The organism is Nostoc favosum CHAB5714, from assembly GCF_020829495.1.
GTDB classification, from domain to species: Bacteria; Cyanobacteriota; Cyanobacteriia; order Cyanobacteriales; family Nostocaceae; genus Nostoc; species Nostoc favosum.
This window is the reverse complement of record NZ_JAIVFQ010000052.1, coordinates 19166-44038: the sequence shown is the minus strand read 5'-3', so window position 1 is coordinate 44038 and position 24873 is coordinate 19166. Positions and strand designations below refer to the sequence as shown.

Annotated in this window: 28 protein-coding genes and 1 tRNA gene; 10 read left to right on the top strand and 19 right to left on the bottom strand. The window is 42.4% G+C overall.

The features are described 5' to 3' along the window. Positions 1-102 precede the first annotated feature (102 nt). Positions 103-609 (top strand): hypothetical protein, encoded by a 507-nt coding sequence (locus LC586_RS25885; protein WP_229488098.1) that lies wholly within the window; start codon positions 103-105, stop codon positions 607-609. Here LC586_RS25885 and LC586_RS25880 read toward each other — a convergent pair whose 3' ends face one another. The 4 genes from LC586_RS25880 to LC586_RS25865 all read right to left on the bottom strand — a co-directional run bounded on the left by LC586_RS25880 (position 610) and on the right by LC586_RS25865 (position 4588). Next, on the bottom strand, positions 610-2853 hold the full coding sequence (locus LC586_RS25880) for an ATP-binding protein (RefSeq protein ID WP_229488097.1): 2244 nt from the start codon (positions 2851-2853) through the stop codon (positions 610-612). A 321-nt stretch (positions 2854-3174) separates the two neighbouring features. Further along, a complete protein-coding gene (locus tag LC586_RS25875; RefSeq protein ID WP_229488096.1) occupies positions 3175-3462 on the bottom strand; it encodes a GIY-YIG nuclease family protein in 288 nt (95 codons plus the stop codon). A 332-nt stretch (positions 3463-3794) separates the two neighbouring features. Then, on the bottom strand, positions 3795-4016 hold the full coding sequence (locus LC586_RS25870; RefSeq protein WP_229456196.1) for a hypothetical protein: 222 nt from the start codon (positions 4014-4016) through the stop codon (positions 3795-3797). Positions 4017-4018: 2 nt separating this feature from the next. Then, positions 4019-4588: a hypothetical protein gene (locus tag LC586_RS25865; RefSeq protein WP_229488095.1), complete on the bottom strand. Its 570-nt coding sequence runs from the start codon at positions 4586-4588 to the stop codon at positions 4019-4021. 2 nt (positions 4589-4590) lie between these two features. Here LC586_RS25865 and LC586_RS40825 point away from each other — a divergent pair, with 2 nt between their 5' ends. From LC586_RS40825 to LC586_RS25855, 3 genes are all read left to right on the top strand, one after another. Then, positions 4591-4725: a hypothetical protein gene (locus LC586_RS40825; RefSeq protein ID WP_267921728.1), complete on the top strand. Its 135-nt coding sequence runs from the start codon at positions 4591-4593 to the stop codon at positions 4723-4725. Positions 4726-4891: 166 nt separating this feature from the next. Beyond that, the gene (locus LC586_RS25860) at positions 4892-5128 is read left to right on the top strand and encodes a hypothetical protein (RefSeq protein ID WP_229488094.1); all 237 of its coding nucleotides are present in this window, start codon (positions 4892-4894) and stop codon (positions 5126-5128) included. Positions 5129-5195: 67 nt separating this feature from the next. Beyond that, complete coding sequence (locus tag LC586_RS25855; protein ID WP_229488093.1) at positions 5196-5429, top strand: hypothetical protein; 234 nt, start codon at positions 5196-5198, stop codon at positions 5427-5429. A 188-nt stretch (positions 5430-5617) separates the two neighbouring features. Here LC586_RS25855 and LC586_RS25850 read toward each other — a convergent pair whose 3' ends face one another. After that, the gene (locus tag LC586_RS25850; RefSeq protein ID WP_229488092.1) at positions 5618-7261 is read right to left on the bottom strand and encodes an acetolactate synthase large subunit; all 1644 of its coding nucleotides are present in this window, start codon (positions 7259-7261) and stop codon (positions 5618-5620) included. A gap of 122 nt (positions 7262-7383) precedes the next feature. Then, a complete protein-coding gene (locus LC586_RS25845; RefSeq protein WP_229488115.1) occupies positions 7384-8751 on the bottom strand; it encodes an NAD-dependent succinate-semialdehyde dehydrogenase in 1368 nt (455 codons plus the stop codon). 227 nt (positions 8752-8978) lie between these two features. On the opposite strand from LC586_RS25845, the gene LC586_RS25840 reads away from it, so the two are divergent. After that, complete coding sequence (locus LC586_RS25840; protein ID WP_229488091.1) at positions 8979-9602, top strand: Uma2 family endonuclease; 624 nt, start codon at positions 8979-8981, stop codon at positions 9600-9602. Positions 9603-9796: 194 nt separating this feature from the next. Here the strand turns inward: LC586_RS25840 and LC586_RS40820 are convergent, their stop codons facing one another. Together LC586_RS40820 and LC586_RS25835 are read right to left on the bottom strand one after the other, a co-directional pair. Then, the gene (locus tag LC586_RS40820) at positions 9797-9928 is read right to left on the bottom strand and encodes a hypothetical protein (RefSeq protein WP_267921727.1); all 132 of its coding nucleotides are present in this window, start codon (positions 9926-9928) and stop codon (positions 9797-9799) included. 561 nt (positions 9929-10489) lie between these two features. Continuing rightward, positions 10490-12142 (bottom strand): adenylate/guanylate cyclase domain-containing protein, encoded by a 1653-nt coding sequence (locus LC586_RS25835; RefSeq protein ID WP_229488090.1) that lies wholly within the window; start codon positions 12140-12142, stop codon positions 10490-10492. Positions 12143-12700: 558 nt separating this feature from the next. On the opposite strand from LC586_RS25835, the gene LC586_RS25830 reads away from it, so the two are divergent. Further along, complete coding sequence (locus LC586_RS25830) at positions 12701-14185, top strand: VanZ family protein (protein WP_229488089.1); 1485 nt, start codon at positions 12701-12703, stop codon at positions 14183-14185. Positions 14186-14212: 27 nt separating this feature from the next. Here LC586_RS25830 and ylqF read toward each other — a convergent pair whose 3' ends face one another. The 8 genes from ylqF to LC586_RS25795 form a co-directional block, all read right to left on the bottom strand. Next, a complete protein-coding gene (gene ylqF, locus LC586_RS25825) occupies positions 14213-15094 on the bottom strand; it encodes a ribosome biogenesis GTPase YlqF (protein WP_229488088.1) in 882 nt (293 codons plus the stop codon). Between the two features lie 87 nt (positions 15095-15181). Further along, positions 15182-15565: a VOC family protein gene (locus LC586_RS25820; protein WP_229488087.1), complete on the bottom strand. Its 384-nt coding sequence runs from the start codon at positions 15563-15565 to the stop codon at positions 15182-15184. Between the two features lie 274 nt (positions 15566-15839). After that, entirely contained in the window at positions 15840-16262 is a 423-nt protein-coding gene (locus LC586_RS25815; RefSeq protein ID WP_229488086.1) for a type II toxin-antitoxin system VapC family toxin, read from the bottom strand. Next, a complete protein-coding gene (locus LC586_RS25810; RefSeq protein WP_229488085.1) occupies positions 16259-16513 on the bottom strand; it encodes a DUF2281 domain-containing protein in 255 nt (84 codons plus the stop codon). Before LC586_RS25810 ends, LC586_RS25815 begins: the two co-directional genes overlap by 4 nt. Positions 16514-16546: 33 nt before the next feature. Further along, positions 16547-16714, bottom strand: coding sequence for a hypothetical protein (locus LC586_RS25805; protein ID WP_229488084.1), 168 nt, complete (start codon positions 16712-16714; stop codon positions 16547-16549). A gap of 5 nt (positions 16715-16719) precedes the next feature. After that, positions 16720-16842: an N-6 DNA methylase gene (locus LC586_RS41965; RefSeq protein ID WP_369010541.1), complete on the bottom strand. Its 123-nt coding sequence runs from the start codon at positions 16840-16842 to the stop codon at positions 16720-16722. A 231-nt stretch (positions 16843-17073) separates the two neighbouring features. Further along, a tRNA-Arg gene (locus LC586_RS25800) sits at positions 17074-17146 on the bottom strand. A 66-nt stretch (positions 17147-17212) separates the two neighbouring features. After that, the gene (locus tag LC586_RS25795) at positions 17213-18418 is read right to left on the bottom strand and encodes a murein hydrolase activator EnvC family protein (RefSeq protein WP_229488114.1); all 1206 of its coding nucleotides are present in this window, start codon (positions 18416-18418) and stop codon (positions 17213-17215) included. 251 nt (positions 18419-18669) lie between these two features. Between LC586_RS25795 and LC586_RS25790 the strand changes: the two genes are divergently transcribed. Together LC586_RS25790 and LC586_RS43410 are read left to right on the top strand one after the other, a co-directional pair. Next, positions 18670-20277: an NAD(P)H-hydrate dehydratase gene (locus LC586_RS25790; protein WP_229488083.1), complete on the top strand. Its 1608-nt coding sequence runs from the start codon at positions 18670-18672 to the stop codon at positions 20275-20277. A gap of 13 nt (positions 20278-20290) precedes the next feature. Then, positions 20291-20455, top strand: coding sequence for a DUF8639 family protein (locus LC586_RS43410; protein ID WP_498072182.1), 165 nt, complete (start codon positions 20291-20293; stop codon positions 20453-20455). Between the two features lie 466 nt (positions 20456-20921). Here the strand turns inward: LC586_RS43410 and LC586_RS40815 are convergent, their stop codons facing one another. From LC586_RS40815 to LC586_RS25780, 3 genes are read right to left on the bottom strand one after another with little or no spacing between them, the layout of a single operon-like run. Next, positions 20922-21044: a hypothetical protein gene (locus LC586_RS40815; RefSeq protein ID WP_267921726.1), complete on the bottom strand. Its 123-nt coding sequence runs from the start codon at positions 21042-21044 to the stop codon at positions 20922-20924. Beyond that, complete coding sequence (gene larC / locus LC586_RS25785) at positions 21037-22323, bottom strand: nickel pincer cofactor biosynthesis protein LarC (protein ID WP_229488113.1); 1287 nt, start codon at positions 22321-22323, stop codon at positions 21037-21039. Before larC ends, LC586_RS40815 begins: the two co-directional genes overlap by 8 nt. Before the next feature lie 55 nt (positions 22324-22378). Next, positions 22379-22537: a hypothetical protein gene (locus LC586_RS25780; protein WP_229488082.1), complete on the bottom strand. Its 159-nt coding sequence runs from the start codon at positions 22535-22537 to the stop codon at positions 22379-22381. An 11-nt stretch (positions 22538-22548) separates the two neighbouring features. Here LC586_RS25780 and LC586_RS25775 point away from each other — a divergent pair, with 11 nt between their 5' ends. After that, positions 22549-23208, top strand: coding sequence for an L-threonylcarbamoyladenylate synthase (locus tag LC586_RS25775; RefSeq protein ID WP_174709417.1), 660 nt, complete (start codon positions 22549-22551; stop codon positions 23206-23208). Positions 23209-23600: 392 nt separating this feature from the next. Then, the gene (locus LC586_RS25770; protein ID WP_229488081.1) at positions 23601-24821 is read left to right on the top strand and encodes a HetZ-related protein; all 1221 of its coding nucleotides are present in this window, start codon (positions 23601-23603) and stop codon (positions 24819-24821) included. Positions 24822-24873: the final 52 nt, after the last annotated feature.

Below are 24873 nucleotides of genomic sequence, written 5' to 3'. Positions count from 1 at the left end.
TTAGTAGGGTGCGTTAGCCTTTGGTGTAACGCACCACTGTACTAACTTCTAATATTCAAAATCATTGTAGGGGCATAATATATTGTACTCAACGACGAGTCTTTGAACTCCGTTAACGAGTCTTTGATACTCGTGAACGAGTCTTTGAACTCCGTTAACGAGTCTTTGATACTCGTGAACGAGTCTTTGAACTCCGTTAACGAGTCTTTGATACTCGTGAACGAGTCTTTGAACTCCGTTAACGAGTCTTTGATACTCGTGAATGAGTCTTTGAACTCCGTTAACGAGTCTTTGATACTCGTGAATGAGTCTTTGAACTCCGTTAACGAGTCTTTGATACTCGTGAATGAGTCTTTGAACTCCGTTAACGAGCCTTTGATACTCGTGAATAAGTCTTTGAACTCCGTTAACGAGTCTTTGATACTCGTGAATAAGTCTTTGAACTCCGTTAACGAGTCTTTGATACTCGTGAATGAGTCTTTGAACTCCGTTAACGAGTCTTTGATATCATGTCTGGCTCAATACTTGTCATTGCGAGCGGAGCGAAGCAATCGCAAAGGTTTGGATTGCTTCATTCCGCTTCGCTCCATTCGCAATGACACTGTGTAATTAATTCTGTTTAGAAACAAACCAACGGCGAATCAACTCTACTTGGAAGCCATAGCCGTCGTCAACTTCCTCAATTAACTCACGTTGCAACAGCAAGTTGAAAGTAATATCAGCATCAGGGAAATGTTGCAATAGAGTTTGGCGGCTAACTATAGCCCCTTCCCCTTGAGCGGCGATAAAACGTAAAATATCTTTTCCAGTAGCGTCTACTTGGTTGTTTTGAATGTCAGCAAAGAAAAAGCCACCACTTTGCAAAGCTTCTGGTATCGCTGCTTCCACATCCCCTAAAGTTGCCAATCGCCGGATAGAGGGGTCTTGTTCGTTCTTAAGGACAATAATTTCCGCGCAGAGTAGTTGTACTAAGAATGGGTGACAGCGCGTGAGTTGCAGTACCCGCTCAACGGCGTTAGGTTCATAGCGGAGAGTAAAATCTTTGACAGGACGTTCAATTAATTGTCGTGCTTCCGCTTCTTTGAGGTACGAGATATGCACTACTTGGACATTAAGACGCAGCATTCCCAAAACATCCTGTTCATCAAAGCGACCTTTGGTTATGGCGTTGTCTAGCACCTCGAATTCATCTAGGGCTAGTAAGGCGGTATTTTGTTCTAGAGCTTGTTCTACTTTATCTAGCCATTCATCGAAATAGGTGAAGGGGTCAGATTTTAAGACTTCGCGGGGTAGGGACGGTAGAGTTAAACCTTGCTTTTTCGCTGACTTCTCCATGTCTCTAGCCAGGTTGTAAAGAAAACCTGCATGGTCACTAGCTGATGAAGGTGCGCCTTGCAAGTCTACAAACATGGGGATGATGTTACTAGGTAGTAACTTTCCGATGTTGTTGAGGAGGGAAGTTTTACCCATGCGTCGCTGACCGTATAGTAGCAGAGGTGGGCGACGGCGATCGCGCAGTAGTTGCTCAATGCGTAAGCCAATATCATCGCGCCCAATGAAGATTTCTTGCTCTAGTGTAATGGGATTCCCAGTAATATAAGGCGAGTCAATTTCTTGGCGGAGTTCAGTAATTTTAGCCAGTTCCTCTATATAGTTGGTGACTATCTCACGCCAACTTTTGATAATGGGGTAGAAACGGGCTGTGTATTTGTCGCTGCTACGATAAAAGTTCTGCAAGTGTAGATTTAATTTATCTGCAACAGATGTGAGAACTAAACGCTGGTTATAAGCACTTGCTTGATTGAGTGCAGCATTTACATCCTCACTGATACGGCTAAAGATTTGTAGTAGAGGGCTAATTTCACTCCTTAGTTCGTCAATTACCAGACTGCGATGAGCTTTACGGATAGCTTCCACATCAGCACAGCCTTGTAAACTGCGTGCATCCAGTTCAATTTGTGCAGCTTGAGCCGCCCAGCGTTGGGGGCTAGTACTTAGATATTCTAAAGCAGCTTTGCCTTCAACTGGGTTATTTTCGATGACGAAGAGGAGATGCTCATCCAAGCGGGGCAGATGTAAACGTTGCCACTCATCCCAAAAGGCGGAATGATAGCGCAATAAGCAAGGGCTTTTACCATTACGTCGTTTGTCTAATCTATAGAGGAGATAATTCCAGGGTGTGAGAAATGGAAAAGATAGAACATTGCTTACCACCGCCACGCCTACCAGCACGCCTGCCAGCACGCCTACCAGCACGCCTACCTGCACGCCTGCCTGCACGCCTGCCAGCACGCCAAACACCATGCCTGCCACCAGGCCAAACGCCACACCTGCCACCAGGCCAAACGCCACGCCTGCCACCAGGCCAAACACCACGCCTCTCGCCATCCAAAGCGCCACGCCAAGCGCCGTTACGCCAAACGCCACGCCTCCCACCAGGCCAAACGCCACGCCAAACGCCACGCCTCCCACCAGGCCAAACGCCACGCCTCCCACCACGCCTCCCACCACGCCTCCTACCACGCCAAACGCCACCGAAAAAGCTATATTTGCGATTGGTTCATTCAACATCCGCAGCACCAAGCCCAGCAGTACATTAGCCAGGATAGGTAAGATTAAGTATCTCTGGATGAGCAGCCGCCACAGAGCAAGGTTTCGCCATCGCCCTCGTCTCAACAAGATAATCAAAGAGGAGTCGGTGTCTAAAATAGGGTCAATGCGCTTGAGGTGGTTACGCCAAGCTGAAGGGCGCAAGACAAGCCAGAGAAGCAGTTGCAGGCTACCGAGGATTAAGTTGGGGTGCTGTTGGGGTGCATAGGTGTAGGCGTTGGGGGGTAGTTGTGGTGAAGTCAACGTTTTTGCACTCCTTATTTAATACTCTGTGTCATTGCGATTGCTTCGCTTCACTACGTTCCGCTCGCAATGACAAAGTGTACTTAGTATGTCATTGCGAATGTAGCGCTAGCGGAATGAAGCAATCGCAAAGGCTAGGATTACTGTGCTTTACCTGGGTGCGATCACAATCAAATCGCAAAGGCTGGGATTGCTTCGTCGTTCCTCCTCGCAATGACATAATCTGTCATTGCGAATGCAGCGCTAGCGGAATGAAGCAATCGCAATGACTAAGATTGCTGTGCTTTACCTTGGTGCGATCGCAATTGACACCAGCAAAATTTACAATGCATCGTATAAATCTTTCCATTCTTGATTGATGCTATTGACTAAATCAATTTTATTTCGTCTGGAACCTGCCTTAATCTGTTTTTCTCTACTAATGGCTGTATAGGCATCTTCAAAAATCTCATAATAAACTAATTTATTAATATTGTATTTCTTAGTAAATCCTTCTATCATTTTCTCTTTGTGTTCATAAACTCTTCTTTGTAAATTGTTCGTTACTCCTGTATACAGCACACTATTATAGTTATTCGTCATTATATATAGATAATATTGCTGGCTCATTTTCAATCCTTGTTTTGGATAAGAAATCAGTCATAGCAAATGTTTGTTATATTTGTCAGTGAAAAATTATAAATAATAATCATGTCCTCGAAGACTTGTCATTGCGTAGTTCTTTGGAGAACCCGTAGGGTACGAAGTGTTCGTTAAACGTCTGTAGAGAAGCAATCCCAAAACCTTGCGATTGCTTGTCTGCGACACGCTGCGCGAACGTCGTTCCTCCTCGCAATGACATATTACATTTAATTATGGTTGCCTACTTAATATCTAGAATTTTCAGAAACGGGGATTGCTTGGCTTCACTGAGGTGCGATCGCAATGACAATTTAAATTTATCATTGCAAGACTTCCCAATCTTCCAGAGGCACAGCAGGTTCAAAAGGATCGTCATAACGGTACGGTTGTTTGCCACGCAAAGGATACAAATTCGCTTCTTGGGGATGAGTGTGACTTTCTAGAATGATAATTTCAACGGCTTCGCCAGCCTGAAACGGTAAATCCTCAAGAATCAAGGTTCCGTTTTTAGTTAACTTTGTTTCAATTCGGTGTGCTTTCATAGTTACTCTGCTAGCTTTGAATCTAATAAATGAGCAAACGGTTTCATTTGTCGTAAACCTTCCTCACGCCAATTATCATCATTCTCCCCTTCTTCTAAGTTAAATAATCTTTCTCTACACAGAATTTGTAACAACAGTGGCCAACAACGACTTTGTGTCAAAATCCACTCTACATCTTCGTCAGTGAAGGGAATGGGTGAACTCGCTATCAATTCCCGTGCTTCTGTCTCAGTTAATGCTCCCAAATGTGCGGTGTAGCCGAAAATATTGAAAAAGGGTGAACTGTGTCCTGTGCTTCGCGCCATTTCAATCGGTGATTCGGGGGTAGCCAAGACAAATGCTAGATTCCCCCCTGTATGGTTAGTCGCCAAAGACCGCAAACTCTCCCAAAAGCCATCATCTAATTCTGGACAGCGTTGCAACCCAACACTAATCTCATCCAATAAAATGACTGTGGGAAAATGCAATTTCTCGCTGACTACATCCATGAAATGATCTAAATCGCAAGGTGTAGGCACTTGCATCTTCAGTGATTCTAGGATGTACTTTAGCAATCCTTCTCGGCTTTGCATTCGTGGGTCTTGCAAGTCTACAAAAATCCAACGGTAATTTTCTGGATGCGGTATACTCTGGGGCTACTCGGAGCGATCGCGCCATCATTCCTCATCGAGAAACTGCTGTGAGTATATCAGGTTTTTCTACTAGCTAAATAGCAAAGCTATTCAGCGATAACGTCTTGCACTCTAAAAATTATAGTCATCCTGAACTTAACCGATAATCAACTAACAACTCGTCTAATCGGTGACTATTTCTCAACTCCGTTCTCAGCCAGCACCAAGTTGTAATGAGAATGTAAGGGATTAAGGGCTTTGAAAATGAAACGAGTACTGGGAGTTTTGCAAATTACCTTATCACTTTGCGGAGTGATGATGTTTGGTACAGTAACTTACGCCGCTATTAATATGGTGAATGGTCAATACCGAGTTGAAATGGCGCTCAATACTAAGGGACTCATTATTAAGTCAGATATTGACAAAAGGCAATGCAAAGCAGTAGAAAATATTTCCCAAAAGCAGGAAAGCACGAATTCTAACCAGAAGACGATTAATTAAGAGTAAAAATCAGTGATGAGTTAGAATCAATAACTTCTAATTTATTGTAAACGAGTCTTTGATACTCGTGAATGAGTCTTTGATACTCGTGAACGAGTCTTTGATACTCGTGAATGAGTCTTTGATACTCGTGAACGAGTCTTTGATACTCGTGAACGAGTCTTTGATACTCGTGAACGAGTCTTTGATACTCGTGAACGAGTCTTTGATACTCGTGAACGAGTCTTTGATACTCGTGAACGAGTCTTTGATACTCGTGAACGAGTCTTTGATACTCGTAGTTTTTTTAACGAACCGCTAAGGACGCATTCGCGTAGCGTCTCGTAGAGAAGGACGCGAAGAAGGAGAAGAAATATCTCTATAAATGAAGTGAAGTAAAGCGGTGCGTTAGCCAAAGGCTAACGCACCCTACCAAAACACTAAAGGAGTTAAGAATAAATAACAGACGCGATTAATCGCGTCTCTACTGATTAATCGCGTCTCTACTTTTTACACCGCACAACTTAACTCACCGGCTTTTTGACTAAAGCGATGATTCTCGCGGTAGTCTACGGGACAATCTATTACTGCGGGTACATCTTGAGCGAGGGCTTCTTTCAGAGTGGGAATCAAATCTAGAGCCGATTCAACTCGGTAGCCTTTTAAACCCATGCTTTCGGCAAATTTGACAAAATCAGGATTACTGAAATGTACAAAAGATGAGTTTCCTTTGCCAAATTGATTTTCTTGCTTCCACTCAATTAGCCCATAGCCACCATCATTGAAAATTATGGTGACAAAGGGTGTACCGACACGCAAGGCTGTTTCTAATTCTTGAGAATTCATCATAAAGCCGCCATCACCTGTTACAGCAACGACTTTGCGCTTAGGATGAACGAGTTTTGCTGCTAATGCGCCAGGAATGGCAATACCCATAGCTGCGAAGCCGTTGGAAATTATGCAAGTATTGGGACTATGGCAATGATAATGACGCGCCATCCACATCTTATGTGCGCCAACATCAGAGATGACGATATCATCTGGCCCCATCACTTGCCGTAAGTCATAAATTAACTTTTGTGGCTTGATGGGAAATCCGTCATCATGGGCATACTGTTCGTAATCAGCCCGAATCTCTGACCTTAAGCTAATGGCAAAAGGATCGGGTTTACCTTGTCGGTCTGCTAATTTTAAAATTTCATAGAGGGAATCTGAAATATCTCCCACGACTTCGGCGTTGGGAATATAACTACTATCAATTTCTGCCGGATTTACCCCAATATGCACAATGGGAATTTCACCATTACGATTCCATTTCTTGGGGGAAAACTCAATCAAATCATAGCCGATCGCAATTACTAAATCTGTGTTATCAAAGCCACAGGTAATAAAATCTCTTTGCTGTAATCCCACTGACCACAAAGCTAATTGATGTGTGTAGGGAATAACACCTTTACCCATGAAAGTATTGGCAACAGGTATATTCAGCAAGGTGGCAAATTGTGTTACGGCATCACTTGCATGAGCGCGAATTGCCCCATTTCCTACTAAGATTAATGGGTTAACTGCTTGGCAAATTGCGGCTGCTGCTGCCCGAATGCTAGCAAAAGATGCATAGGTTTTTTCGCTATTATCCTTACGCAAAGGTTTGCCTTCGACGGGCATGGCAGCAATATTTTCTGGCAAATCGATGTGAACTGCACCAGGTTTTTCCGATTGCGATCGCTTAAATGCTTTCCGTACTACTTCTGGTGTAATACTCGGTCGCACAATCTGCTTATTCCACTTGGTAACAGGTGCAAACATTGCCACCAAATCTAAATATTGATGGGATTCAATATGCATTCTATCTGTTCCCACTTGACCGGTAATCGCCACTAAAGGCGCACCATCGAGGTTAGCATCTGCTACCCCAGTCATCAAGTTGGTTGCCCCAGGGCCAAGAGTAGAAAGACACACTCCAGCTTTTCCTGTCAAACGTCCGTAGACATCGGCCATGAATGCTGCACCCTGTTCATGACGAGTTGTAATAAATTTAATCGAAGAATGTTTTAACGCTTCCAAAACGTGCAGATTTTCTTCGCCAGGGAGTCCAAAAATATATTGCACTCCTTCATTTTCTAGGCACTGCACCAATAATTCTGCTGTATTCATTTTATTTCCTAACTATTGACGAATAAATATTGGGGAATGGGGAGTGGGGAATGGGGTACTTAAAACAGGTGAAAGAATGAATCTTCCTTGTCCCCCTCGCCCCCCTACTCCCTACTCCCCTATTACTTTACCCACACGGTTTTAACATTGACAAACTCATGTATACCTTGGATACTCAATTCTCTGCCATATCCAGAACGCTTGATGCCACCAAAGGGCAATCGGGGATCAGATTTGACCATACTGTTGATAAATACGGCACCTGCTTCGATTTCTTCAACCAAGCGATCGCTCTCTTGGTCGTTGGTTGTCCAAGCACTTGCACCTAATCCAAAGGGGCTATCATTAGCGAGTTTAATGGCAGCATCGATATCTGGAACCCGGAATAACAATGCTACCGGGCCAAAGAATTCTTCTTTGGCAATTGGTGTCTCAGGCGGGATATCTATGATAATCGTTGGTGGATAAAAGTTACCAGGACGATCTGATAAAGGATGTCCACCGGTGAGGACTTTACCACCACTGCTAATAGCACCTTGCACTTGTTGATCTAAATCCTGGAGAATACCAGGAGTTGCCAGTGGGCCTAAATCGGTATCTGGTTGCATGGGATCGCCTACTTTCAGCGCCTCAAATTTTTCTAAAAGTAATTTTTCAAATTTGTCTGCGATCGCTTCTGCGACAATAAAACGTTTCGCTGCAATACATGATTGCCCGTTATTCAACATCCGCGCTGTAGTAGCTGTGACAACTGCTGTCTCTAAGTCAGCACTTTCTAACACAATAAATGGGTCACTTCCTCCCAATTCCAAAACTGTTTTTTTAATTTGTTTGCCGGCGGCGACGGCGAGGGATGCACCGGCTGGTTCGCTTCCGGTCAATGTGGCAGCTTTTACGCGGTCATCAGCCATCAAATCGGCGACTTTAGCAGCGCCTATTAATAGAGTTTGAAACACACCTTCAGGAAAACCTGCCCGTCGGATAATATCTTCAATTGCCAAGGCGCACTGCGGCACGTTGGAAGCATGTTTGAGTAAACCGACATTTCCCGCCATTAGCGCTGGTGCAGCAAAGCGGAACACTTGCCAGAAAGGGAAATTCCACGGCATCACCGCGAGAATTGCGCCCATTGGTTGGTAGCGAACAAAACTATGGCTAGCATCGGTTTTTACAGAAACATCAGCTAAGAAATCAGGGGCGTGTTCGGCATAGTAGCGACAGACGACGGCGCATTTTTCGACTTCAGCGATCGCAGCTTTAAATGGTTTACCCATTTCTAGAGTCATCAACTTAGCAAATTCTGCTTTGTCTTGCTCTAAAATATCAGCAGCCTTTTGTAGCCAGTGCGATCGCGTCAAAAAACTAGTCTGACGATACTGTTCAAAAGCCTGATTAGCCAAATCGAGTTTAGCGGCAATTTCTGCATCATTGAGCGCCTCAAAGGTTTTGAGCGTCTCCCCAGTGGCGGGATTAATGGTGGCGATCGCCATTACCTGACCTCCCGTTAAAAAATAGCTTGAAGTAGGCTTCCTAATGTTATACATATAAATTTAGGAAGCTACTACCCAAATTCTAGTCTTTTAGCTAAGAATTAGCTGCCCAATATTACAATTTTGCAACTTTAATTTAATTAAAGTATACCAATCAATAAGTATTAATATTGATGATTTAAATACAATTAAAGTTGTTATAATTTGCACAATTGAGGAATCAAGCTATGACTCAAGTCTTACGCAAAGTAGTTACATTCGATGAATTCGTTGCTAAATATCCAGATAACACAGGACAACGTTACGAACTATATGATGGAGTAGTAGTAGAAATGCCCCAACCAACAGGCGACCATGAAGAGATTATTGTATTTTTATCTACAAAAATCACTTTAGAATATAGTCGCCTCGGACTGCGGTATGGTATACCAAAAACAGTATTAGTTAAACCACTTGAAAACGAATCAGCTTATTCGCCAGATTTGCTGCTCCTAAATCTTACTAATTTGGTTAATGAACCATTGTGGAAAAAAGAATCAACTGTTACTCAAGCAGCATCAATTCCTTTAGTAATTGAGGTGGTAAGTACCAATTGGCGTGATGATTATCTGAAAAAATACGCTGATTATGAAGAAATGGGAATTCCTGAATACTGGATTGTAGATTATGGTGCATTGGGTGGTAGAGAATTTATTGGCAAGCCCAAACAACCTACTATTTTGGTTTGCTGTTTAGAAGAAGGTGAGTATCGTATTAGTAAGTTTCGAGGAGATGACCGTATCCAGTCGCCAACTTTTCCACAGTTTAATTTGACCGCAGAGCAAATTTTTCGCGCTGGCACGGTCAGCTAAATTGAGCATGAGGCTATTCAACTTCATCTCAAAATTAAGTAGGATCAGCTAAATAATAGCTTTGGTACTATTGCTGTAGTAATTATTAATAGAATCCAGAAAGCAGTTGCACTCCCAAAAATCCAACTTATCCCATTTGTTGGAAGACCCTTCTCGAATCCAAATTCAAATTCAGAGTTATTTGGATTTGAGTTTTAAGACCCTTCAAGTTCCCAAATCCTTGTTCCTCTTAGGTCAAATTGGTCATACGCTTGTTGAATTAATCCTGCAAGTTTTCGAGCTTGAATAGCATCAAATTTCTCATAGACAGAAGCAAATGAAGTCATAAGTTTAACCTTACAGATGTCTAAGATACTTGTTACTTAGGTTGTTCACTACCTGTAATTTCCAACCGGGGATTTTGAAATTGGTACTGTTACAGAGTTTTTAATATACCGATAATATACCAGAAATTATCCGCTTATTTACTTAATTTGTTATAAATATATAGAAACTTTCTCTGTAATATTTATTTTTGGGCAATATACAAACTTTTTCCGTATACAGACCCCGTTCAGAAAACAATATAGAAAATTTCCGGTGTTGCTGAACCAAAATATGAATCAAGCGATCGCTGCAATCATTCGAGTAGTAGACATCTTCAATGGCACTGATCACCACTGAAGAGAAAAGCGATCGCTTTTCTTAAATCAACTAATTTGATTTCAGCAAGCTTTTGAGTAGGATGACTTATTGACAATTGCTCCTTAACTTTAAGTTGACACCAATGGGGCGGGCGAGATGCCCACTCCACAATAAATAGTTAGATATTTTTTATTTGAAAGTCCCTAACGTAATTCATAATTAGCAATTTTTTCCTATTTCCCATTCCCTATTATGCCCAATGCCTAAAGATTAATAAATGGATTAATAATTGTTGGCATTGGCTGCAATTTTGTCTGATAAACCTTAACTAATCGTTCAATACCTTTGAAACGATAATCTCCCATTTCCTCAAAGTCTGAAGGCAGTGAAAGCATTTTATGAGTGGCTTCACTAATCACGCATTCACTAGGTGGACAAACTGCTTCCATGCGAGCAGCAAGATTAATCGTCGCGCCTAATGCCGTATAATCTACCCTTTGGGAACTACCGACATCTCCCACAACAGCCTTACCGCTATTAATAGCAATACGTAATTGAAGCGGTTCGTGCCAAAAACCGTTGGCATTAAGATGTTCGAGACGAGTGAGCATTCCCTGTGCAGCAGCAACAGCGCGATCGGCGTGATCTGGTTGCGGTTCTGGAGCGCCAAAAAATGCCATAATACAATCGCCAATATATTTATCTAAAGTGCCGCCCCAAGTAAACACTTCTTTTAGCATTTCTTCAAATAAATTATTTAATAGTTGGGCGATCGCAGTTGGCGTTAACCGTTCAGAAATTGCCGTAAAGCCAACCAAATCTGCAAACAAAATACTGATTTCGCTCTCGGTGGGAGCTAAACGACCACCCGGTAATGCACCTAAAGATATCAACTGCTGCACAACTGCTGGAGAATGATAGCGTTCTAGTCGGTGACGAATCATTTCTTCAGTTTTGAGTTTTTCTACCAGTAGCCAACGCTGGACGCTAGAAGCCACAATGTTTGCTAAAGCTGAAAAAAAGCTGAGTTCTTCTTCGCCTTCATTTGCCCAATGGTAAGAAGAAAGATTGGCATCGGCATACAGTACGCCCACAACTTTATTTTCATCCCATAAAGGCACTGCCATCGCGCTGCGAATGCCTTTGAACAAAATACTCTGTTCACTAGCAAACCGTTCATCCTGCTGGGTATCGGCGGTTTGAATGACAACTTTTTCGTCAAATACCTTTTGACAGATACTACGACTAATCCAACTTCCATCAGAGGGGAGATATTTTTGTTGGGAAACATTTCTAGTAGCAGCATTCACTAATTCTAATTGACCGCAACCATTAACATCAATTAATAATGCCAAGCGATCGATACTATCAAGGTAACGAAAAACCACTTGCTGCACTTGAGAAAAAATCTCTTCTATAGACGCCGCCGCACAAAGATTTTTAGCTATGTCCACTAAGTCTTTGAGACGGGCAATGGTTTTGTCTTTATTATTGATGTTGCCATCTTTGCTATCAGCTGCGATCCATTGCTGTTGTAATTGTTCGACATTGTGAAGGATTGTTCTTTGTTCATTAATGTCCGAAGTTCCAGGATACCCAAGTGTCGGTTGGGAAACAGGGCTTGTGAGCAGCACTACCAGGCTAACATTGCCCAGCCAAACGATATCGCCGTGATGTAACTCTTGGGGAAAGTTAACAAGAGATTTATTTACTTGCGTCCCGTTTTTGCTGCCCAGATCCTCAATAGTCCACACACCGTCTGCTGTTTTCACCAAGCGGGCATGGTTGCGAGATACTCCAGCAAAAGGTAAGTACAGGTTACATTCCGGCAAACGGCCAATTGTGAATATATCTTGATCAACTGCGATCGTTGTCTCGGTATCTCCCTCTTGTAGGCGTAGCGTCAGTTCAGTCATGAGTGTGATCCATCGAAGCTAGAGGTGCAAGCAACTCTAAGGTAAGTTATACACTACAGGTTAACCTTCACCTTTTCTTTATGACACTGTTAACTGGATTCCGACAACTGCATGTGACGGATGTTACGTTGAAAGAGGCAATTTTGCTGAAGATTCAGTTCAGAGTGGGTTTGAATCTCGTTGTGAAGGGAGGTAGGGGGCAGGGGGAAAAAAGAACTTGATTTTTTTTTTACCATAAACGCCGTAAAGTTTCTTTGGTTGCCATTAGTGTCAACTTAAGCCCAAACCCAACTATATGTATTTTTCATCATAGCTTGATGATTTATTTATAATTTAGCGAGCATAATTATCTACTAGTAAATAATATAAAAGCAGCGTTGATATCGCGTGCAGTTCAAAAGTAGTTTTAAGCACAAATTACTAGTAATTAATAATTCATAAGTAGCACAAATAACTACTAAAAAAGTTTATGTGCTTACTCTAACAAATCATTGATGTATTGGAAATAACTACCTTTATTACTATCCACTATTAGTCACAATCATAACACAATAACTTATGAATCAACGCACTAGTTTTTCTCAAGTATTTAATTTGCTGATTGTCAGTGCCAGCATTTTATTGGTACTATTAGCTACACTTTATCCATTTAACTTTTCCATCCCAGACAGGTTTTCTCTGCCAGAATTTTTTGCCAGTTTTAACAATGCTAGTAATTTTCAAGATCAGGTAAATAATTTTTTGCTGTTTATGCCTTTAGGTTTCGGCTTCACTAGACTCTTGCAGAAAAGAAGGATAAAAACAGGAGTGCAAGTTTTCATAGTTACCTTGGTGAGTGCTACCTTATCGTTGACGGTTGAAGTCTTGCAAGTATTTCTACCTTCAAGAATGCCTACTCCATCGGATATTCTGAACAATAGTATTGGTGGAATTCTTGGTTTAATTTGCTTTTATCTATGGAATAGTCAAAGTTTTAAAAAAATTGTTGCACAGATAGAAAACAGTAGAGCTAGCCGCTCAATTAAACAGATAGTAGTATTTTGTATTGGATATATATTTTTGACATTAATGATTTCGCTGTTGTGGCAGAATACGATAAATTTGAGTAATTGGGATGCAAATTATCCCCTGCTGATTGGTAACGAACAGACGAGGGATAGACCTTGGCAAGGATACATATCTGAAATTTATATTGCGGATCGAGCCATTTCAACAAATGAGGTAGCACAAGGATTAGCTGATTCAAGTTACTTTAATAATCTTGGTAATTCTCTAATAGCTAATTATCAATTCAAAGGAAAATGTTGCTATAAAGAACGGACTGGACAATTGCCAGAACTATTGTGGCAAGGACAACCTTCAGATGCACAGGAAGTTAAAGGTGTTTTTTTGAGTTCTAGTCATTGGCTACAAACAGCTACTCCTGTCACAACTCTCAGCAAAAGAATTAGTAAAACATCTGAATTTACACTCAGCACTACCCTTGCTACTACTAATTCAGAGCAGTTTGGCCCTGCCCGCATTATTTCGATTTCCGGCACTTCCCTACGTCGCAATTTGACACTGGGACAGCAGGGAAATAACTTAGATTTTCGATTACGAACGCCGATAACTGGAGAAAATGGAGCAGATTTAACACTAAATATACCTAATATTTTTACAGACACTAAACCTCACCATATAATCATCACTTATTTCAGAGCAACCATCCAAGTATATGTAGACAATTTACAGAATTTTTACTCTTTGAATTTATTGGAATTAATGCCTAAAAATCAGAGGATTTTTTACTATGGACTAACTTTTATTCCTCTAGGTTTTTGCTTAACGATATTAACTCTTATAGCGAAAAGAAGATTGATACTTTCTAATTTATTGATTTATGGGGGAATATTAATACCTTCTCTAATATTGGAAGGTATTTTAGTAAGTGAGAGCGGGAAAAACTTTAGTCTAAAAAGCCTATTCTTGGGTATGTTATTTACAGGAGGAACTATGTTGATTTTGAGAGTGCGGGCTGCTCAATTAAAAATGAGAAACTAACAATTTTTCCTTTTCTGTCACCCATATTTAATTAGGTGGCAATTCCAAACTAATTTCACCCAACAACCCCTTGCGAAAATCTGTTAAAAGTTGCCTTGCAGCTCGCTCTATATCACCTTTGTAACGATGCTCCGCTAAGGCGTGCAAATAGGTATCTCCGGTGTCTGATGTCGAATCGAGTTGGTAACGGGACTGTAATGGTTTCTTTGGTAACAAATCTGCGGCTACAGCTTCCAAATAGTTGAGTAAATCCACTAGGGCTGCTGCTACTAGCTGGTTATCGTAAGATGCTTCACCGATATCATCACAAATGGCTAATTTCAATGCTGCATCTTGGTCTTCCAATCTTAAAGGAATGACACCAGGAGCATCTAGCAATTCCAAATGCTCGGAAATTCGCACCCAGCGCAGTTGGCGAGTCACCCCAGGACGGGCTGCACTTTCTACTACTCGCCGTCCTAACAAGCGGTTAATCAAAGCTGATTTACCGACATTGGGAAAACCAATTACCACAGCCCGCACTGGACGCGGTAACATGCCGCGATCGCTTCTTCTTTTATTAAGTTCTACCCCAGCAGCTTGCGCTGCCCGCGCCACTTCTGCTATACCTTTACCATGTTGAGCGTTGGTAAAATAAGGGACTTCCCCTTGACGTTTAAACCAATCTATCCACAGCGATCGCATTTGCGGCGTTATCATATCTACTCGGTTAAGTATCAACACCCGTGTCTTACCCTCCACCCACTCACCTATTTGCGGATGATGAGTTGCTAAGGGAATCCGCGCGTCTCGTACCTCAAACACCACATCTACCCGCTTCAGCTGTTCTTTGAGCTTCTTTTCAGCTTTCGCAATGTGACCTGGATACCATTGAATCAGGTTTAATCTATAGTTTTGAGTTATAGCCATTTGTCCTTTGTCCTTTGTTATTTGTCCTTTGTTATTTGTCCTTTGTCCTTTGTTATTTGTCCTTTGCAAATGACCAATGACAAATGACTAATGACTCCCCCTAGCAGCTTGATGTAGAATTATACGATTGCCATCAGGGTCATAGGCATAAATTTCTTTCCCGTGGGAAGCAATAGAAATGTCTCCTGGTGGGGGATAGCCTAAAGCTGTTAGGTGAGCGATCGCATCTTCTAAGTTACTCACCTCTAAGCACAAACTTATCTTACTTTTGGCAATCGCTTCAAATTCCGATTTATTTGTGTTCTTTGGTTTAAAAATACCTAAACGCATACTGACCAAATTAAACTCAGCATAAACATTCGGAATCAAAATAACTGGCTTTTGCTCCAGGAATTTAGTATAGAAATTCACTAAATTCTCGCAATTAACCGATGCTATGGTGACAAATGCGTTAGTGTACTGGAAAACCATATTTGCCTTTCGCCTTTTGAACTTTTAAGTTACATATCATAGACAGGCAAAATGTCAAGCTTAGAGGATGTTTTAAAAGTGATTGGCTGTAATTTTAGGTACTTGTAAGCTGATATGCGTCTAAATTATATAAATATATAAACATTCTTTATAATCGTTGACGGTTGACGGTTGACAGTTGACGGTTATCGGTCATCAGTCAACGGTCAACAGTCATCAGGTAAATGTACAAGTTAAATGCGTAACAGCTTATCTCACTTATATCTATCCCCTTTTATATCCCATCAGCAATAATCAAATCCATCATCTCATTCTTATTCTTCCGATAAACCCGAAAATCACTATCTAGCGTCAAGACATAACTCCCCACAATTAACTCACTCATTCTTACCAAACACGCATCAGCTAACGACATCGGCACATTCTGATAGCGCTTCAGCAACTCTCTAACCGTTCCTATTTCATCACTGAGACGAAAAGAGATTTGAATTAAGCCAGTATCTAGTAAAGACATAACCGCATCCTCTCCGCCATAAAAATCTCGCAATATAAAACACGTCTCAGTAATTACTGCTTCGCAAGTCAAGAAAGGCGGTTCAATCTTTTTCCATTCATTAACTGCCCAATCATGCGAATTTTCCCGATTATTAATAAATGCGACTAAGGGGCCTGTATCTAGAAGTACCTTTTTCCTCATTTCCAACCAAAGCCTTCTAAATACTTCTTATTGGTAGCTAGATCCCCAGGCCCTCCATCAACACAGCCAGCAAACTCTTTTGCAGCTTCATAGGCGGAAATAGGTTCTTTCTCTTCTTTATGCTGTACATCCTGCTTTTGCGCCTTAAAATGCAAAAATTCAATAAAATTTAATACCTCCTGCTGCTTCTCAGGAGATAATTTTTTAAATTCATCAATTATCATTTGTTCCTTATCAATTGCTTGAGTCATTATCCTATCCTCCTGAAAAAATCAATCCAAAATCTAAAATGTCAAATTAGCAAGCACCTCAGCTAAATCTTTATCCGCCCATTCCCTCTCTTGTCTGGCTACCGCCAAATCTGTCAAAATATCTGCGATCGCACGATGCACAACTTTATTGCTAACATCTACAAACTGCGAAGGGCTAAGATTATAATCCGCTTGCCTCAACTCTTCTATTCTTCATAAGCATCTGCGCCGTAGTTGTCCTGATTCCACATCGGATTAGCAACCACATAATCAAAGCGCATTACCTTCTTGTCAACCGTAAATTTAGGTTGCCTGGATGTATCGTCAATCTCAATTTGAAGTTTAGTATAAATTATATTAAAAATCTATTTTGTAATAAGTTATTAGGGATTATTATAGACAGGATTTGTCAATAACTTATAATCCCATATTATATTAGTAAGTCTAAATAATTTTTTATATTCCAGCTACCCGTTGCCATTATGTTTCATAGGATAAATTGGGTTTATCCCATGAGAGAAAATAACTTTTCGATTTTGTGGTTAGTCTTCTAAAAGTAACGAGCGCGGAGGGATTTGAACCCCCGACCCACAGAACCGGAATCTGTTGCTCTATCCACTGAGCTACGCGCCCTTAGTCTTACACATTATAGCACGTCTGTGATAAAATTTGCAGCCTAGAGAAACTTGGTTTCTGGGTTCAAAGATAATTAGCTGGGTCTACCGGTGTACCATTCCGGCGGACTTCAAAGTGGAGGTGGGGGCCAGTTGAGAAACCTGTCGAACCGACAGCAGCGATCGCTTGTCCGCGTTCGACTGCTTGTCCTTCGGAAACATACAACTCGCTGGTATGTCCGTAGAGTGTAGTCATACCATTGCCGTGGTCGATAATTACAGCTCTGCCATAACCACCATACCACCCAGCAAAAATTACTCTACCCGAATCGGCTGCCCGAATTTTACTACCATAGCTAGCGGCAAAATCCAACCCGGCATGAAAGCGACGATAGCCAAGGATTGGGTGTATCCGCCAGCCGAAGGGACTGCTAGTACCAGCATCACTAGGATATGCCATTACACCAGTTCCCCGAATGATTACACTTGTCCGGCTGTTGGTTTTTGCTTGGGCTTCTTCTGTTGCTTTAGCTTCTGCTACCTTTTGTTGAATCAAGACTTCCAGATTTTTGGATTCCCTCTCTAGCTGGTTTTGTGCTGCTTCCAAGGCTAGGCGATCGCTATTAAGACGTTGAATCAATTCTGATTGTGACTGCGCCTGGGTTTGATAATCAGATTTTTGTGCTAACAATTGCTCACGAATCAAGGCAATTTCGTTTTTTTGCTGTTCTACGTCAGTTTTTTGTTTATTGATAAGGAGTGCTTGTTGGTTGAGTTTTACCAAAATTTGTTCGTCTGCTTGATACACTAACTTCAATTGATGACGACGGCTGAAAAAGTCGCTGATATTTTCACTTTCGAGCAAAACTGCCCATCCAACAGATGCAGGCGATCGCTGGAGATAACGCAATCGTGCTACTGTTGCTATTTGCCGCTCTTCATAAGAACGCTGCGCTACTGCTAAATCAGTTTCCAAGTGCTGTAGGCGTTGGGTGGCGAGTTGTAATCGTGATTCGCTCTCTTGAATGTAGCTATCTGTAGTTTGCAGATTTTGCTTTAAACCAGTGAGGTGTTTTTGGGCCTCTTGTTGGAGATTTGTTAAGCGATCGCGATCGTTAACCACACTCTGACGCTGCTGGTTCATTTGTTGCTGCTGTTGTCGCAAATTATCAATAGAACCTGTGGAGGTTGCGTGGACTGGAATTAATGCCAAACAAATCCACAAAATGCAGCAAAATGCAATAGATAAATAGCCAAAAATATTGTTTTTTACTATAAATCGCGCTCTCATAGCCTGAAGCCCAAGCAAAACGATGCTTTCAAACACTATGAGGATTATTCCCAAAATCTGATTCACCCACTCCAACGCATGATTAAATTGTCTGCCAAGTTGTAACACAAAGATTCCAGCGATGTCAGCATTAAGCAGTTAGTTCATTTATGAAGGAAAGGTTTTGAAATCTGCTAAAGTTTCAGTTACCCTAAAACTCATAACTCAGCACTGGCTCAACGCCCCGCTACCGCTAACAGGAATTAGGACTGATGCAGAACAGGCAAGAAAAAATTTCGCAAGTGGTAGTGACTGCTGTGCAGATGCGCGATATTGAAGATCGGATATTTGCAGCAGGAATGCCTGTAGTCGCTTTGATGGAAAAGGTGGCGGGATTAATTGCCCGTCGCATTCAAGAGATCCCCCCAACCCCCCTTAAAAAGGGGGGCTACATCCTTTCAAACACACCGTTCTTAAGAGGATCGCCGCAGGCGGGGGGATCTCGTGTTGGAATTCTTGTCGGCCCGGGTCATAATGGCGGGGATGCTTTAGTAGTAGCCCGTGAATTACACTTTCGCGGGTATGAGGTTTGGATTTATTCTCCTTTCTCTAAGCTTAAGGAATTAACTTCGCAGCACTTACAGTATGCTCAGAGTTTGGGCATTCCAATTTATCAAACAATTGAGCAGCTGCCAAATTCTGATTTGTTGATTGATGGCTTGTTTGGATTTGGTTTAGAAAGAAAGCTCACTAATCCCATCGCTTCTGCAATTAATCAGTTAAATGAATTGTCTGTGCCAATTTATAGTATTGATTTACCTTCAGGTTTACACACTGATACAGGCGAAGTATTAGGAACTGCCATTCGTGCCACTCACACTTTTTGCTTGGGTTTATGGAAGCTAGCTTTCTTCCAAGATCAGGCGTTGGAATATCTCGGCAAAGCTGAGTTAATCGATTTCGATATTCCTTTAGCTGATGTGAAAGCTGTTCTGAAAGATGCACCCAGCATTAGACGTATTACACCAGCAACGGCACTTGCTAATTTACCCCTACCCCGTCCATCAGTCACCCACAAATATAAGGAAGGACATTTACTGCTGATTTGCGGTTCGCGGCGCTATGCAGGTGGGGCAATTTTAACTGGTTTAGGTGCTAGGGCTAGTGGTGTGGGGATGCTTTCGATCGCTGTACCCGAATCGCTGAAATCTCTTTTGGTGTCACACTTGCCAGAAGCGTTAATTGTCGGTTGTCCAGAGACGGAAACTGGAGCCATTGCTCAATTGCAATTACCAGAAAAAACCGATCTGAGTTCCTTTAATGCGATCGCTTGTGGCCCTGGTTTAACACAAGATGCCACTCCCATTGTCCAAGAAGTCATAGAAAGCGATCGCCCTCTAATTCTCGATGCCGATGGTTTAAATATCTTGGCACAAATGGGAGCGATCGCCACATTAAAAAAACGCCAAGCAGTAACCGTACTCACACCCCACACTGGTGAATTCCAACGATTGTTTCCTGATGTCCCCGATGCCAAACATGACAGGATGCAAGCAATACGGGAAGCAGCAGCGCAAAGTGAGGCGATAGTATTGTTGAAAGGGTCGAGAACTGCGATCGCAAACCCTCAAGGTGCTGTGTGGATTGTTCCTGAAAGCACACCCGCCTTAGCGCGTGGCGGTAGCGGTGACGTGTTAACTGGGCTACTGGGTGGATTGTTGGCGCAAGCAGCAACGAAGGAGATTCCCATAGAAAATATTGTGGCAACTGCCGCATGGTGGCATTCGCAAGCGGGTATTTTAGCAGCCCAGGAGCGTACTGAATTGGGTGTAGATGCGTTTACATTGACACAATATTTGATAAAAGTTCTAAGTAATTAAACAGCTTTTAACTATGATTCTAAAAATCCAGACCGAAAAAGAAAAATTACAGGCAAGCACTAGTTTAAAGACAAATCAAGAAACAGAAAACGAAAAAATTCTATGTTCTCATTGTCAGCGCACCGCTACGAACGGTATTAAATGTAAAGGCATTTGTGTGGCTGATAATGACTATTAAGGTGTGAGTTTTCTCCCTCCTGAATATTCCAATTTGGATTGGGGATAAAGTTTTTCATTGCCCAAAGTATGAAAATCAAAGGCACGCTTGTAAAGCCGAAACACATTAGGGTTGATTGATGTGTAAGGGGAGGCGGAGCCTTTAGACTTGTCATTACCAAGATTTTTTGAATCTTGGGCTTCGTTACGATTCCCGCCTCGGAATAAATTCCAAGGCTAATAGCTTGCATTCCTCTCAAGAGGACTAAATACAAAATTTCCAGCCATCTAGAAGGCTATCTTATGTACAGGGCTTACGCAACAATTGCTAAAAAGCTTAATTTATCGAACCGCCTTCTGGTGCGTCGGCTTCCGCCAACGCGTAGCCTCTCGTAGAGAAGAGAATCATTCGTAGAATGTGCGTAAGTCCTAATGTAAAAGGGAAAATTTCAGTCCACTTGAGTGGACTTTAGCTATCAGCCCAGAACTTAAGTTCTGGGCGGGATATCGGGTGAGCGCGACATGACTGTTACAAAAATGTGGGTAACGACAAAGCCTTTAGGATGGCATTCCCAGTCTCCAACGAGGAACAAGGAATTTGTATCAGCCATTGGCTAAATACCAACGCTGTAGCGCCAACCGTTGAATTTCGCGCCAGGGAATATTATGTTTTCGAGCTAAGTCTGCACAATCTTCATATTCTGGCTGCACATTTGCAATAACTTTTTCTGGTGATTGCCCTTTCCATGCTATCTTGACGCGCACTTGACCATATTCAATTTCCACTTGTTGAATTTCTCGTTGTAAAATGGCGCGTTGCTGAGTTGTTCGCCGAATACCCAAAGTAGTGGTTTCGCGGAATACAACCGCTTCACAACTGAGTAAATTTTCTGGATGACAAATCACAGTCAGCAAAATCCCTGGACGGGACTTTTTCATGCCGATCGCTTGGGTAAATACATCCACCGCACCAGCAGCAAACAACGCCTCAAACACATAGCCGATCGCTTGCGGATTTAAATCATCAACTTGAGTTTCTAGTACTGATATCGTTTCTAAATTTGAGCTACTATCTTCAGAATCGCTGAAATTTGACTGTAAATTTGCGCTTTCACCCACCCAAAGGCGTAAAATATTGGGAATGGGTAAATTTATGGTTCCTGCTCCCAATCCTATCTGCTTGATAGCGATCGCAGGTGGTGAACCAAAATCTCTTGCCAAAGTAGTAGCGATCGCAGCTCCTGTTGGTGTCACCAGTTCTCTGTCAATGCCATTGCTATAAACTGGACAACCCCGCATTTCCCACAGCTTTAATACTGCTGGTACTGGTACTGCCATCTGACCATGTGCAGCCCGAACAGTGCCGCCACCAGTCGGGAACGCCGAGCAATAAAGTAAGGGCAATCCTTCCTCATTGCTCTCAATTCCCAACCAATCCAACCCCAAGCAAGTACCCACAATATCTACGATCGCATCTACAGCACCCACCTCATGAAAATGAACTTTTTCAGGAGAAATACCATGCACCGCCCCTTCTGCTACTGCTAGCTGTCGGAATACCGCCAAACTCCAAGCTTCTGCCCGTGATGGCAACCCCGCTTTGAGAATCATCTGCTCTATTTCTGGCAGGTGGCGTGTGTGATCATGACTGTGTTCGTGGTCGTGGTGATGGTGGTGGTGGCGATCGTGTACTAAATCCACATGTACTTTAGTCGCCTGCTGACCATTCCGTTGGACAAATTCCGCCCTTAACTGATATTCCTGTTCAATACCCAACCCATTGAGTTTTCCGATTAAATACTCCACAGGAACACCCAAACTCACCAAAGCACCCAGGCACATATCACCAGAAATTCCTGTCGGACATTGAAGATAAGCAATTTTATTCATAATAAATTTGTCATTAGTCATTAGTCATTAGTCATTAGTCATTGGGCATTGGTTATTAATTATTCTCCTCTGCTCCCCCTGCTCCCTCATCTCCCTCATCTCCCTCATCTCCCTCATCTCCCTCATCTCCCTCATCTCCCCCACTCCCCACTCCCCACTCCCCACTCCCCACTCCCCACTCCCCACTCCCCACTCCCCACTCCCCACTCCCCACTCCCCAATCCTATGGCAAAAATTTTCTCAGTTCATCCGGATAATCCTCAAGTTCGCCGAATAGAGGAAATAAAGTCGGCGCTTTCTAGTGGCGCAGTCATGCTTTACCCTACTGATACAGTCTATGCGATCGGTTGTGATTTGAATGCCAAGTCGGCGGTAGAACGAGTGCGGCAAATTAAACAGCTAGCAAATGATAAACCACTGACATTTTTATGTCCCTCGCTTTCAAATGTGGCAACTTATGCCTTCGTAAGTGACACAGCCTATCGAATTATGAAACGCCTGATTCCAGGGCCATATACGTTTTTGCTCCCAGCAACTAAATTAGTACCGCGATTGGTGCAAAGCCCCAAGCGGAAAAGTACTGGAATTAGAGTACCAAACCATACTGTGTGTTTGGAACTGCTGGCAGCCTTGGGCAATCCGATTATTTCAACTTCAGCACATCTGCCACCAGATGAAGCAGATAATGGCATGATTCGGATAGATCCAGAAACTGTTCAGTCGCGGGTAGAGCTATTTGACCGTTTGGACAAGTTGGTAGACATAATTGTAGACACTGGCGAAGAACCTACTTATGAAGTATCTACTATTTTGGATATGACCGGAGACGAAGCAGCAATTATACGGAGGGGTTTAGGTTGGGAAGCAGCAGCAGCATGGGTATAAAAATTACACTTCACAGGCGCACCTCTTTGTTTCGGAAATTGTGATAAAAGCGACTCCAGTTTTTAAATTGTCATATTTTAAGGCGATGTCTACGACGGGCACAGATGCAATAACAGGATGGTGGCAACAGTTGGTACAAAAAGGGATTTGGCAACTTTGAGAAAATGGTGGGTACTTATGTCCCAGCGTCAATGTGGTGGCTTGTGAAAAAACCGACACATTTCCATAACTGTAACTCTCTCGTATTTCCTACAGTTTTATATATGAGCTTTAGATGTGAGCATTACATGCGGCAAGCCTTGATGGATGAATGCCTAAAGATTCGTAAGCCAAGGCTGGCCTTGATTGCTGTGTCTGCGTTGTAATTACGGTGCAATACTACTGGAAAAGTCATGAAATCTAACGTCGTTAATCTACCAAACTCTACACCCATTTTTGATAATCACCTTTCGACTGAAGAATTTTCAGACAGCAGCAGCGAAACCTTGATTGAATTGCTGTGTCAGGAAATGCAAGCGCAAGTGAAAGCAGCACCCAGGTGCGTAGAAGCTTTAGCAAACCGCATAGCCGTAGAAGTAGAACGCATTTGTGATAAAAGCTCCCGTATCCAAACATCAGGGGAAATCAAATCCTGGCAGATTACGTTGGGAAGGCATCGGATGCACAAGTGCTTACGTTACTACCAACTAGGTTCAAAACAAGGGCGCGTGGAATTACATAGCAATTTGGGTGCTATGGTTTACCGCCATGTAACTATATCCGGCTCTGAGTTGGGTTTTGAGGCTCGTTACAGCCTGATTGAAGATTTTTTACAAGCATTTTATATCGAAGCTATCAAAGCTTTCCGCAGAGAAAACGAACTACCTAACGATCACACACCGCGTACTCAGCTGCAATTAGCTGAATATATGGCGTTTACAGAGCAGTATGCCAAACGCCGGATCAATTTACCTGGTGGTGCAAATCAGCAATTGATTATCTTGCGGGCCCAAGGCTTTGCTCGTCGTCAGCCGCAAGAAACTACCGTGGATATTGAAATGGCGGTAGAGTCTGCTAAGGGTGAAGAAGCGGAATCTTACCAGCGTAACTCGGCGGTGCAACAGTTGCGATCGCAGATGATTGCCCAAACTAATTTCGATCCATCAGAAGAATCAGAACGCGATCGCGTCATCACTGAATTGATGAAATACCTGGATTCTCAAGGCCAATCTGACTGTATGAACTACCTCAGCTTGAAACTTCAAGACCTTTCAGCCCCAGAAATTGACCAAATTCTCGGTTTAACTAGCCGTCAGCGCGATTATCTGCAACAACGGTTTAAATACCACGTAGAAAAGTTTGCCAAACAACACCACTGGCAATTGGTACATCAATGGTTAGGTGCGGGTTTAGAGCAAAAGTTGGGTTTATCTTCCCAGCAGTGGGAAATCTTTGTGAATCAACTAACAGAACAGCAACAGCAAATATTACAGTTAAAAACTGCACGCCAAAACGACCAAGCGATCGCTAAAGCCATCAAATGCACCCCCAAACAGCTACAAAAGCGCTGGACTGAACTTTTAGAACTAGCATGGGCTATCCGCAACGGTCATACTGAAGCACAGACAGGTTGAAGTCAAAACGAAATAACTAAAATTTATCCAAGCTAAGTTCCAGTTATTAGAA

Bases quoted from the DNA above. Each gene is read 5' to 3' on its own strand.
- LC586_RS25790 (WP_229488083.1), top strand. From the start codon at position 18,670: ATGCAGAACAGGCAAGAAAAAATTTCGCAAGTGGTAGTGACTGCTGTG.
- LC586_RS25775 (WP_174709417.1), top strand. From the start codon at position 22,549: ATGGCAAAAATTTTCTCAGTTCATCCGGATAATCCTCAAGTTCGCCGA.
- LC586_RS25860 (WP_229488094.1), top strand. From the start codon at position 4,892: ATGAAACGAGTACTGGGAGTTTTGCAAATTACCTTATCACTTTGCGGA.
- LC586_RS25875 (WP_229488096.1), bottom strand. From the start codon at position 3,462: ATGAGCCAGCAATATTATCTATATATAATGACGAATAACTATAATAGT.
- LC586_RS25810 (WP_229488085.1), bottom strand. From the start codon at position 16,513: ATGACTCAAGCAATTGATAAGGAACAAATGATAATTGATGAATTTAAA.
- LC586_RS25865 (WP_229488095.1), bottom strand. From the start codon at position 4,588: ATGCAAAGCCGAGAAGGATTGCTAAAGTACATCCTAGAATCACTGAAG.
- ylqF (WP_229488088.1), bottom strand. From the start codon at position 15,094: ATGGCTATAACTCAAAACTATAGATTAAACCTGATTCAATGGTATCCA.
- LC586_RS25830 (WP_229488089.1), top strand. From the start codon at position 12,701: ATGAATCAACGCACTAGTTTTTCTCAAGTATTTAATTTGCTGATTGTC.
- LC586_RS40815 (WP_267921726.1), bottom strand. From the start codon at position 21,044: ATGGCTGATACAAATTCCTTGTTCCTCGTTGGAGACTGGGAATGCCAT.
- LC586_RS40820 (WP_267921727.1), bottom strand. From the start codon at position 9,928: ATGACTTCATTTGCTTCTGTCTATGAGAAATTTGATGCTATTCAAGCT.
- LC586_RS25820 (WP_229488087.1), bottom strand. From the start codon at position 15,565: ATGGTTTTCCAGTACACTAACGCATTTGTCACCATAGCATCGGTTAAT.
- LC586_RS43410 (WP_498072182.1), top strand. From the start codon at position 20,291: ATGATTCTAAAAATCCAGACCGAAAAAGAAAAATTACAGGCAAGCACT.
- LC586_RS25770 (WP_229488081.1), top strand. From the start codon at position 23,601: ATGAAATCTAACGTCGTTAATCTACCAAACTCTACACCCATTTTTGAT.
- LC586_RS25840 (WP_229488091.1), top strand. From the start codon at position 8,979: ATGACTCAAGTCTTACGCAAAGTAGTTACATTCGATGAATTCGTTGCT.
- LC586_RS25815 (WP_229488086.1), bottom strand. From the start codon at position 16,262: ATGAGGAAAAAGGTACTTCTAGATACAGGCCCCTTAGTCGCATTTATT.
- LC586_RS25850 (WP_229488092.1), bottom strand. From the start codon at position 7,261: ATGAATACAGCAGAATTATTGGTGCAGTGCCTAGAAAATGAAGGAGTG.
- LC586_RS25835 (WP_229488090.1), bottom strand. From the start codon at position 12,142: ATGACTGAACTGACGCTACGCCTACAAGAGGGAGATACCGAGACAACG.
- LC586_RS25795 (WP_229488114.1), bottom strand. From the start codon at position 18,418: ATGAGAGCGCGATTTATAGTAAAAAACAATATTTTTGGCTATTTATCT.
- LC586_RS25870 (WP_229456196.1), bottom strand. From the start codon at position 4,016: ATGAAAGCACACCGAATTGAAACAAAGTTAACTAAAAACGGAACCTTG.
- LC586_RS25845 (WP_229488115.1), bottom strand. From the start codon at position 8,751: ATGGCGATCGCCACCATTAATCCCGCCACTGGGGAGACGCTCAAAACC.
- larC (WP_229488113.1), bottom strand. From the start codon at position 22,323: ATGAATAAAATTGCTTATCTTCAATGTCCGACAGGAATTTCTGGTGAT.